This window comes from Hymenobacter jeongseonensis (assembly GCF_015694725.1).
Lineage (GTDB): Bacteria > Bacteroidota > Bacteroidia > Cytophagales > Hymenobacteraceae > Hymenobacter > Hymenobacter jeongseonensis.
In genome coordinates this window covers 523,958-533,361 of sequence record NZ_JADQDQ010000004.1, presented here as the reverse complement: position 1 = coordinate 533,361, position 9,404 = coordinate 523,958, and the positions used below count along the sequence as shown (strand labels likewise).

Below are 9,404 nucleotides of genomic sequence, written 5' to 3'. Positions count from 1 at the left end.
TGGACGCGCCCGCCCCCGAAGACCGCCCCGCCGAGGAAGCCGTGCCCCGGGGAATCTTCAGCGTGAACAGCTTTGGCCAGGGCTGAGCCCAAAGCGAGGTAGAAAAGGACCGTGGCTGTTGCAGAACTCCCACGAAACGCCTTTTAAACCGATAAGGCCCATACTGGAGCGCCAAAAAGGCTGAAAAAGGCCTATTCTCGACGAGGTTGTGCGTACTGTCGCCTAAAGGGGAGTGTCTCCAAGCGTTCTGCAACAGCCACGACCGTTTCGCTGAACTGGCCCTGTAAGCCAAAAGCAGGTGGGGTTACTTTTGATTATTGCTTTTGTAGCCATTACGCTTGGAAAACACCGACTCTCTCTGGATTGAGCACGTGCTCAATCCCAAAACCATCACAAGTATTTACCCGGCCCAGGCACCCTCGTTGGCCCACGTGCAGCTGGGGGAGCTTTCCATTATTTGTGGTGGCGACCTGCAGTGCCGGCTTCACTTTGATTTACGGGATTTTCCTGCCGATGCGCCCATCAAGTGGGTGCAACAGAAGTGCAACACCGTGAGCTTGTCGCTGAATCTGATTCAGGTCACGATCGAGCAATGCGTCATTCCCAGCGGCAGCGGCGTGGGCGATTTGAGCATTGTGCACGACGGCAATGGCTTTGACGTAGCGTTTAGCACCCAGCCAGAGGGTGTCGTTTTTCGAGCTCGGGCTACGTGGATTCACGTCGACCGCATTTCGGCCTACATCCACGAATAAGCGCGTTTACTTTCCGACCGTTTTCCTGAACGTGACCAACTCACAGGTATAACTTGCCAAAGCCATGGAGATGCCATTATTTATCCGACGCCTAGAACAGGCAAAGGCTTGGACGGACCTGTTAACGAAAGACTTTGATTATGTGAATGGCTGGTACGGAACCGTGCTGCGGCAAACGAATCCGCTCGTCGAGGGGAAACCCTTGTTTACGATTGACGGGGATTACACGACGTGGAATGTGAACCCGTACGAGCTGGACTATTTCCAGCAAGCACTCGGCACGGTGAGCTCGCAACGGGAGGCAACACTGGGGGCATCCGTCCCCGTGTTAAAGGGGCTGGCAGAACACGGCCGGATTCTCTGCTTTTCCACTGGTGTGACCACGCATGATGGGGCGGCCATCATTGATAGTCAATGCTTCGTGGACGAAAGCGATGTTCCACCGATTGACACGTGGTTTTACCTGCAAGATGACTTTCGAACAGCCCTCCATCCGGAGCTGTACTGCTGGATTCCCAAAGGCTTTGAACCCGTCATGCAAGCGGCGATTGACGTGGAAATGATGGGCAGTTATGCGTGGTTGGACGAGCGAGCGCCCGTATTCTATGCCAAGCTGATGGCCGCGTTGCAAGTCGAACACCTACTTCCCACCGCACTAAAGGATTAACCCTCCTTTAACTGAATGACCGCGTTTAGCTTCGGACCGTTTGCGCAAACATCACTCCCCCCTTCTATGGCCAAGCCGGAGTATTCCACCTACGCCGCGCCGTTGAGCGCCGCCATCGACGTGGCCATCGAGGCCTTGCAACGCTTCCCGCCCGCCGGGGAAAGCGGCGAGGGCGTGGCGCATTGGGTGAGCGTGTACCGCGAGTTGAAAGAACATGTGGACCAGCCCGCGCCCGAATACCGCAATCAGCGCAGCCTGCAGCACATGCAAGCGGACGTATTGACCTATTTTCTGGAAGCCACGGGCCCCACGGTGGACTACTTCTGGCAGCACGTCCAGCAGCGCGGGCTTCCGTACCAGCGCGTCAACCGAATGGCCAAAATCCTGAAACGAAACCGCCTCACCTCCCGCTCCGAATACGACCTGGTGGTGGACGTACTCGTCCCGTACCAGCAAGAAGGACTGCTCACCCCCGACGAAGCAGCGGCCTTGTCCCGCATGATAGGAGAATTTGAAAACCGAAAAAAATCCCGGGCATAAAATCGCTCCATAGTCCAAACGGAGTGAGTTTATCTTCGGACCGTTTTAATAACATCATTACTTCAAGCGGTCAGAGTCCCGTCCGGTGGCGGGTTAGGCGCGTACGCGTAACGCCTTACCACCGCTTATACTCCGGCAGCACCACCGTTAGCGCACGAGGACCGACCCCAGTGCCAACTGGCCGATTCAGTTGCTAGTGGAGCGTTTTTCTCACCCTGCGCGCTCCCCAGGTAGCCAGCATCGCCGCGGTCATAAGGGCAAAGCACAAGCCAAAGGAAATGAGGTGGTTCAGGCGCAGGGTCGCCCCGGCTACGGCGAGCAGCGCGCCGGCGACATTGAGCAGCAAGGAGAAACGGGCCGGGTGCATAATGCGAGGCGGAAGTGACAAAGGCGGAACGCAGCGTGCCGAAAGGTACGGTATTAGCCCGAACAGAGGCACCCAAAACGCTCGTTCACCTGTGGACCGTTTTCGTGAACAGTTGCCCTTGGCCCGCGACTGAGCAAGGGGAGGCTAGGTGGTCGGACAATACCGCTCCATGAGCCAGACGCAGCCCGGGATGGCCACCACACTACTGGCCACAGCAAAGAGCACCAGAGCCAACTTGACGGCAAAGGGTTGGCGGTCCAAGCGGGTGCGAAAGGCCGGGTACCGGGCCGATTTGATGACCCCGAAATAGTTGGCGAACAAGGCCACCGCGCACGCCGCCGCTACCACGCCGAATTTGAGGGGGCACTCGTGTGGAAAGGCGGGCGCCACCCCATAAACCACGTTGGTGGTCACCAACACTACTTGTTGGGTGCACAGCAATTCGCCGCAATACGCGGCCGTGGGCGTACCGCCTTCTCGGGAGAGCTTGTCAAACCCGTAATAATTGGCAAAGAACAGGGCCGAGAAGACGTTGGACATAAGGGCTCAAGCAAAAACCAAAGCTAGGCACTTCTCCGAAACCCTCGTTTGGCCCAATGTACCATTTTGGTCGTTTGTGCCCCTGGTGCGGTCGTGCCCAAAGCCGGCGGGTGGTTGCCTCGGAACAAATTCAGCGAGTAGAATAGGGACCTGCTTCGGCCAACGCCGGGCAAAGGCCGGCCCGGGCATGGTGGGCAGCCATTTGGCTGGGTTCCCTGCTCCAGCACCTCCTTTTGGCGCGGCGCCACCTCTGGCAATGCCGGGAATCCTCCTCACCCCGCGCCGAAAAGGGGCGGTTTTGTCGTTCGTGCACACCATAGAGTCGTTCGTGCACCAAGCTGAATTACTGGGTAAGTGATGTATTATCTTCAAAGAGTTCAACGTCGTAGCCCCGTGCTCGGCGTCCTTTCCAGCTTATTGTGGCCCCTGTTCACGATGCACTTCTCCTGGCTGTTTCCAACAACGCCCCCCCGGCGGCGCCCGGCCAGACGGGTGGTCCGCTCTCCTTGTCAACGCGACGAGGGCTGCTGCGTGCCCTTGGGGCGCAGGCCCAACCCCCGGTGGCCAAGTAAAATTTCGAGGGGGCCAACCGTTTTGGACATCCACTTGGGCAAGACCAGTCGTGCCTGTTTCGCGTGCTATTTCTTCGAACCGAATTCCTTTTCCGCTTTTAACCCCACGCTCCATGAAAAACCTTCTCTCTCAAGCGCTGCCCTGCCGGCTGCCCCGCCCACTGGCGGCGCTGGGGTTGCTGCTGGCCACGGCTGGCGCCGCCCACGCCCAAACCACCACGACCTTCTCCTATACCGGCGCCTCCCAAACCTACGTGGTGCCCGCCGGCGTAACCCAGCTGCAAGTGGTGGCCACGGGTGCCCGGGCCGGCAACATTGCCACGCGTTTCGGACCCGGCGGCCCGGGCGCGGTGGTGACCGCCACGGTGACGGTGGTACCAAACGAAACCCTGACCGTCGTTGTCGGCGGCACGAACTCGGGTGCGTCGGGTGGCTACAACGGCGGCGGCAACGGCGCCGGCAGTGCCGACGGCGGCGGCGGGGCCACCGACCTGCGGCGGACCGGGGCCGCCACTGGGGATTACCTGAGCACCCGCAACGCCCTCGTGGTGGCGGGTGGCGGCGGCGGCGGCATAAGTTCAGTCACGGGCGGCGGCGGTGGCGGCACCCCCAGTGGCGGCAACGGCGGCAATAACGGGGGCATCGCCACCGGCGGCGGCGGCGGGGGCTCCGGGGCCACGCAAAGCAACGCGGGGGCTGGTGGGCTCGCCTATTGCGTTGGCACCGCCTGCGGCATTGCGGGCGGCAGCGGCAGCAACGGCAGTGGCGGCACTGGCAGTGTTAACACGGGCGCCGGCGGCGGCGGCGGCTACTACGGCGGCGGCGGCGGCGCCGGCGGCGGCCTCGTCGGTGGTTACAAGGCCGTTGGCGGCGGCGGCGGTGGCGGCTCGTCGTGGGCGATGCCGACGGGCAGCAGTGCCATCACCATGGCCGCTGGGGCCAACACGGGCAATGGCACGCTGACGATTACTGCCATTCGCCTCCTGACCCTCACTGCGGTCAGCCCCACGAACGGGCCGGTGGGCACGAGCGTGACGCTGACGGGGACCAACCTGACGGGGGCCACGGCCGTCCGCTTCAACGGGACGGCGGCCACCACGTTTGCCGTGGTCGATGAGACGACCGTCACGGCGACCGTACCCGCCGGCGCCACCACGGGCCCCGTGACCGTGACCTCGCCCGACGGCACCAGCAACGGGGTGGCCTTTGCCGTGACGACGGCGCCCACCGTGAGCACGGCGGCGCCGGGCAGCCTCACCCCCACCAGCGCCGGGCTGGGCGGCAACGCCACGGCCGACGGGGGCACGCCCATCACGAGCCGGGGCGTCGTGTACAGCGCCAGCAGCAGCAACGCCGCCCCCACCCTCGGCGGCACCGGCGTCACGACGGACAGCAACGGCTCGGGCGTGGGCACTTTCTTGGCAACCATTTCCGGCCTCACGCCGGGCACCGCCTACGCCGTGCGCGCCTACGCCACCAACGCCGTGGGCACCGGCTACGGGGCCGCGCGCACCTTCACCACGCCCTGCGAGCAACCCGTGCTGACGGTGCCGGCGGACCAATCCTTGGCCGCCGATGCAAGCCAGTGCCACGCCACGCGCACCTTCGCGGCCTCGGCCACCGGCACCCCCGCGCCGGCCTTGAGCTACGCCGTCGGGGACGCGCCCATCGCCTTCCCCTACGCCTTCCCCGTGGGCACCACCACGGTCACCGTCACGGCAACCAACTGCGGCGGCTCGGTGAGCAACTCCTTCGCAGTGACGGTGCAAGACCGGCAAGCCCCGGTGGCCCGTACCCAGAATATCACCGTCCCCCTGGTCAACGGCCAAGCCACCATCACGGCTGCGCAAGTCAACGACGGCAGCACGGACAACTGCACCAGCGCGGCCTTCTTGCACCTGAGCGTGAGCCCGAGCACCTTCGCCTGTGCCACCGCCGGAATCAACCAAGTGACGCTCACGGTCACCGATGCCAGCGGCAACGAGGACACGCAAACGGCGACGGTGACCGTGACGGGCACCGTGCCCCAGCCTGCTATTAACGTCTCGCCTTCGCCCACGTTTTACCTGGGCTTTGGCCCGCAAACGGCCACGCTCACGGCCAGCGGCGAGCCAGGAGCGACCTACCGTTGGAGCCCGGCGACTAATCTGCGCAACGCCAACAGCGCCGCCCCTGTCTTCACGGCCCTCCAGGCGGGCACGTTCCGCTACACCGTCGCGGTCACCAACGGCAGCGGGTGCACGGGCACGGCTTCCGTGACGCTCACGGTCGTGGACGCGCGCTGCAGCAGCGGCAAAAAGCTCGACAAAGTGCTGGTCTGCCACAACGGCAACACGCTCTGCGTCAGCCCAACGGAAGCGGCCGTGCACGTGCAGCACGGCGACAAGGTGGGCCCTTGCGCCCCGGCTAGCGCGGCGGCCGCAGCCCGGCCACTCGCCAGCCAAGCGGCGGCGCTCAGCGCCAACCTGGAGGCGTATCCCAACCCGTTCACCACGACGGCCACCGTGCGCTTCCGCGTGGCCCACGCCGGACCGGTCCAGCTGCAGGTCTACAACGCGCTGGGCCAAGTGGTGAGCACGCTCTACCACGGCACGGCGCAAGCCGGGGAACTAATTGAACGCTCGCTCGACGGCGCCCAGCTCAACGCGGGCCTCTACACCTGCCGGTTGCTCGGGAGTGACCAGCCCCTGACGCAACGCCTGGTGCTGACCAAGTAAGGCGGTAGGCTCCGTTCCTAGAATGACGGCAAAAGCAGGGTGCTTAGCACCCTGCTTTTTTGCATTACGAGCGCCTGTAACGGGGCTGCTCACCGGCACCGAACAGTAACGGCGAATCGGCAGATACGGAGCCGCGCCCCCCCTTCCAGTACCTAGCAAAGTGTTAGTGCAATACGGTAGTGTAGAAAAAACCAGAGGCTAGAATTCCACTCAGGGGATCTAAACTAAGCTCCGTTTGTCATCGCTTTTGGGCTCTACGGCTAGTGGCACGTTAGTAAGCCCCATACGCTCCTTTTACTTTTCGGACCGTTTTCCTGTACTACTGGTTACTTTGCCACCATGTTCCAAAACGTCCTGGTTGCTGGTTGCTGCCTGTTGCTGACGGCCTCGTGTGCTACTGGTGACGGCGCGGGCGGGGAGTACCGCAGCACCGCTCTGGTGTCCAGCACCGGGGATACGGCCTACGTCAAGTCCTACCGCTGGGGATTAACCGGCGACAAGCAGTTGTCCACCATTGCCGGAACCGACGAGCCCATCGGGTTGGCGGACCGGGGCAAGCCGGGCCTGGTAGAAGGACTCGACCCGTTCCAGTACCGCTTGGCCCACGACACGCTCACGCTGTACGCCCGCGCGCCGCTGCCGGCCTTTGCCTTACGCTGCCCCTCCCTCGTGGTCGAGTACCGGCTCGTGGACAATGCCCAGTACATGGCCCTGTACGAACCCCTTGGTAACTCCGCTTTCCACCGGGTACCCGAGTAAGCGCCACGTCTCGTTTAGCTTCCGACCGTTTCGCTGAACGGCATCAAGAAAGCTGTTAGGTTGCATTATGAAACCCCTCGCGCAACTACTCGGGTCTTTGGCATCTGCGTTGACGGCGGAGCAAGAACAAGCAGCCCTGCAGCGTTTTGGCCCCCTCTCCGACGCCAACCTCGCGGAGTTGACTTCTACCCGGTACCTCAAAAGCTGGCCGGCGGGCGTGGCCCTCCAACACCTGCCCGTGGCCCGGTTGGTGCCGTACGCGGAGCCCTTGCTGGTGCACCTGCAGGACCTGAATTGGTGCGCCGCGCCCTACGTGGCAAAAATACTGGTGGCCATGGGCGCCCCGGCGGTCCCGGCCCTGCGCCGGGTGTTTGCGACCGACCCCCACGACGGCGTCTGGATGATGAACCTCCTCTACAACGTCGTCCAGCGGTGGGAGGCGCCGGTGGCCCGATTGCTCGAAGCGGACCTCGTCGGCTACGTGCGCTACGCGGCCCCCGAAGGCGAATCCATCGCGGCCCTTGAGGCCTTGCAACGGCTGTTGCCGGCTGGGGAACACCGGCAGCTGTACGACTTCTTGCGCGGGGTGTACGGGCACGATGGCGTCCTACTGGGTGAACTACGGAACACCTTTGACTACGAATGACCTCCATTTGAATAACCTTCGTTCAGCGTCGGACCCTTTGGCTGAACGGAGCGTTAAGTGGGCTCGCTGACAAGGGTCTTGCCCCACAGCAAGTGGTAGGGGAAACCCGTGGCCGCTACGTGGAGCAGCACCGGCGAGCTGGGCACGGCCTCGAGCACGAGCAGCTGCGGGGGCTGGCCGGGGTGGACCAGCAAGTATACGGCGCACATCGGGTCGCTGGGCAGCGGGCCCAGCTCGTCTTCTTCCCACGGCAGGTTGTCGAACACCCGGCGCAGGCACCGAGCGCTGCGCCGGTGCACGCACTGCGCCAGCCGCTCCACGCTGGCGGGGGTGGCGGCCGCGTATCCCAGCAAGTACACTTTCTCTGCCGTCAGGCCGTGGCCCGCTAAGTTGCGGGTGTGAAACCCGCGGTCCGACCACGACGCGCGCTGGGTGCCGGTGAGATAGTCAAGCAAGCTCCGGGGGTTCATGCCAAGGGACAAACGGGAAAGGCCAACGCAACAACACCGATTCAAGGGAAGCACAATAATACCCTCGTTTTGTGATTCAGACCGTTTGGCTGAACACGGAGCACTTATAAGCTCTTGCGTTTGTGTGCACGGTACGCCTCAACAAACTCTTTGGCTACCCGCAGATTTTCCGGGAAGCGCACGTGGTTTCCATGGCCCCACTGGTCCAGTCCGGAAAATCGGCCGGGTAAAGGTGTTGGTACCAAAGCCCTGCGCGACGAGGTACGGTGCAGCGGCCCACTTTTCGGCTTCCCGTTTTTTGGGCGGCCGACACCGATGAGGCAGCACCACGAGTTCCTTAGCAGTTAGAAGTCTGCACTCGCGGCGTCGTTTTTAGAACTATTCGCTTAGTAGCTACAGATTTTTCTTACGAATGGGCGCGGAAACTAGGTAGCCCATCGTTGTTGGTAGCTAGCTACCGTTGTACTACTGTTATGAAGTATCGGAATCTCCTTTGGGTGGGAGCCTGCGTGTTGTCCCTTCCGCTACGGGCACAAGAGATGTCCCCGTTTAGTAGTCCTGATTCAGTGGCCTTGCATCGACCGGCGCCCGCTCCACTGGCGCTGACGAACAGAGGGAGCCGGCGGCCGGCGGCGCGGGCGCTGCTGGTGCCCACGCTGCTGCTCGGGGCGGGCATCCTGACCACTAAAAAACTGGATTGGGTGGAAACAGATGAGGCGGCGCGCGAGGAAATACGCGAGCACTTGGCCACCACAACTAGTCTCGACAACCAGCTCCGCTACTTGCCGGGCGTCACGGCCCTGGGCTTGGGACTCGCCGGTGTGGAAGGCCGGCATAGCCGCGTCGACCAAGTGTTGCTGGCGGCCCTGGCCTTCACCCTCAACGACGCCGTCACGACCCAGCTCAAAGACCGCACCCACGTGAAGCGCCCGGATGGCTCCAACTTTCACTCCTTTCCTTCGTCCCATACCAGCGTGGCCTTTGCCTCGGCCACGTTTCTGCACCAGGAATACGGGGCGCGCAGCGTGTGGTACAGCGTGGGGGGCTATTCGGTGGCGGCCCTGACCGGGGCGCTGCGCCTGGCCAAGGACAACCACTGGCTGTCGGATGTGCTGGCCGGCGCGGGCGTGGGCATCTTGTCCACCCAGGCAGCGTACTGGCTCTATCCGCAGTTGCAGCAGCCCGTCCAGAAAATACTGGGCAACCGGGCCATGGTCCTGCCCACTTACCGCGCGGGTGCCGTCGGCGCCGTGCTGGTGGTGGCGCTGTAGCTTCGGGCGCCAGCTTATCGGCAGCATTGGCCCTTATACTTGTCGGATTAATTCACGGTGCTTCCCCCTGGCTACCGTCGCGACGACGCGCACCGGTGAGCCT

General features: G+C 63.0%; 10 protein-coding genes. 7 read left to right on the top strand and 3 right to left on the bottom strand.

Going from position 1 to position 9,404, the window contains the following annotated elements; translation table 11 throughout:
• Window positions 1-338 precede the first annotated feature (338 nt).
• From I2I05_RS11845 to I2I05_RS11835, 3 genes are all read left to right on the top strand, one after another.
• Entirely contained in the window at window positions 339-752 is a 414-nt protein-coding gene (locus I2I05_RS11845) for an Imm50 family immunity protein (RefSeq protein ID WP_196282452.1), read from the top strand.
• A gap of 64 nt (window positions 753-816) precedes the next feature.
• Entirely contained in the window at window positions 817-1,419 is a 603-nt protein-coding gene (locus I2I05_RS11840; RefSeq protein WP_196282451.1) for a hypothetical protein, read from the top strand.
• A 66-nt stretch (window positions 1,420-1,485) separates the two neighbouring features.
• Window positions 1,486-1,959 carry a hypothetical protein gene (locus tag I2I05_RS11835; protein ID WP_196282450.1) on the top strand — a complete coding sequence of 158 codons (474 nt, stop codon included), beginning with the start codon at window positions 1,486-1,488 and terminating at the stop codon, window positions 1,957-1,959.
• 193 nt (window positions 1,960-2,152) lie between these two features.
• On the opposite strand, the gene I2I05_RS11830 is transcribed toward I2I05_RS11835, so the two are convergent.
• Both I2I05_RS11830 and I2I05_RS11825 read right to left on the bottom strand, forming a co-directional pair.
• Window positions 2,153-2,347 (bottom strand): hypothetical protein, encoded by a 195-nt coding sequence (locus I2I05_RS11830; protein ID WP_196282449.1) that lies wholly within the window; start codon window positions 2,345-2,347, stop codon window positions 2,153-2,155.
• A 123-nt stretch (window positions 2,348-2,470) separates the two neighbouring features.
• Window positions 2,471-2,866 (bottom strand): hypothetical protein, encoded by a 396-nt coding sequence (locus I2I05_RS11825; RefSeq protein WP_196282448.1) that lies wholly within the window; start codon window positions 2,864-2,866, stop codon window positions 2,471-2,473.
• Window positions 2,867-3,551: 685 nt separating this feature from the next.
• Between I2I05_RS11825 and I2I05_RS11820 the strand changes: the two genes are divergently transcribed.
• From I2I05_RS11820 to I2I05_RS11810, 3 genes are all read left to right on the top strand, one after another.
• Window positions 3,552-6,155, top strand: coding sequence for a T9SS type A sorting domain-containing protein (locus I2I05_RS11820; RefSeq protein ID WP_196282447.1), 2,604 nt, complete (start codon window positions 3,552-3,554; stop codon window positions 6,153-6,155).
• Window positions 6,156-6,494: 339 nt separating this feature from the next.
• Complete coding sequence (locus I2I05_RS11815) at window positions 6,495-6,914, top strand: hypothetical protein (RefSeq protein WP_196282446.1); 420 nt, start codon at window positions 6,495-6,497, stop codon at window positions 6,912-6,914.
• Window positions 6,915-7,011: 97 nt separating this feature from the next.
• Window positions 7,012-7,560, top strand: coding sequence for a DUF5071 domain-containing protein (locus I2I05_RS11810; RefSeq protein ID WP_196282445.1), 549 nt, complete (start codon window positions 7,012-7,014; stop codon window positions 7,558-7,560).
• Window positions 7,561-7,613: 53 nt separating this feature from the next.
• Here I2I05_RS11810 and I2I05_RS11805 read toward each other — a convergent pair whose 3' ends face one another.
• The gene (locus I2I05_RS11805) at window positions 7,614-8,030 is read right to left on the bottom strand and encodes a hypothetical protein (RefSeq protein ID WP_196282444.1); all 417 of its coding nucleotides are present in this window, start codon (window positions 8,028-8,030) and stop codon (window positions 7,614-7,616) included.
• A 566-nt stretch (window positions 8,031-8,596) separates the two neighbouring features.
• On the opposite strand from I2I05_RS11805, the gene I2I05_RS11800 reads away from it, so the two are divergent.
• Window positions 8,597-9,301: a phosphatase PAP2 family protein gene (locus I2I05_RS11800; protein ID WP_196282443.1), complete on the top strand. Its 705-nt coding sequence runs from the start codon at window positions 8,597-8,599 to the stop codon at window positions 9,299-9,301.
• The last annotated feature ends 103 nt before the right edge of the window (window positions 9,302-9,404 follow it).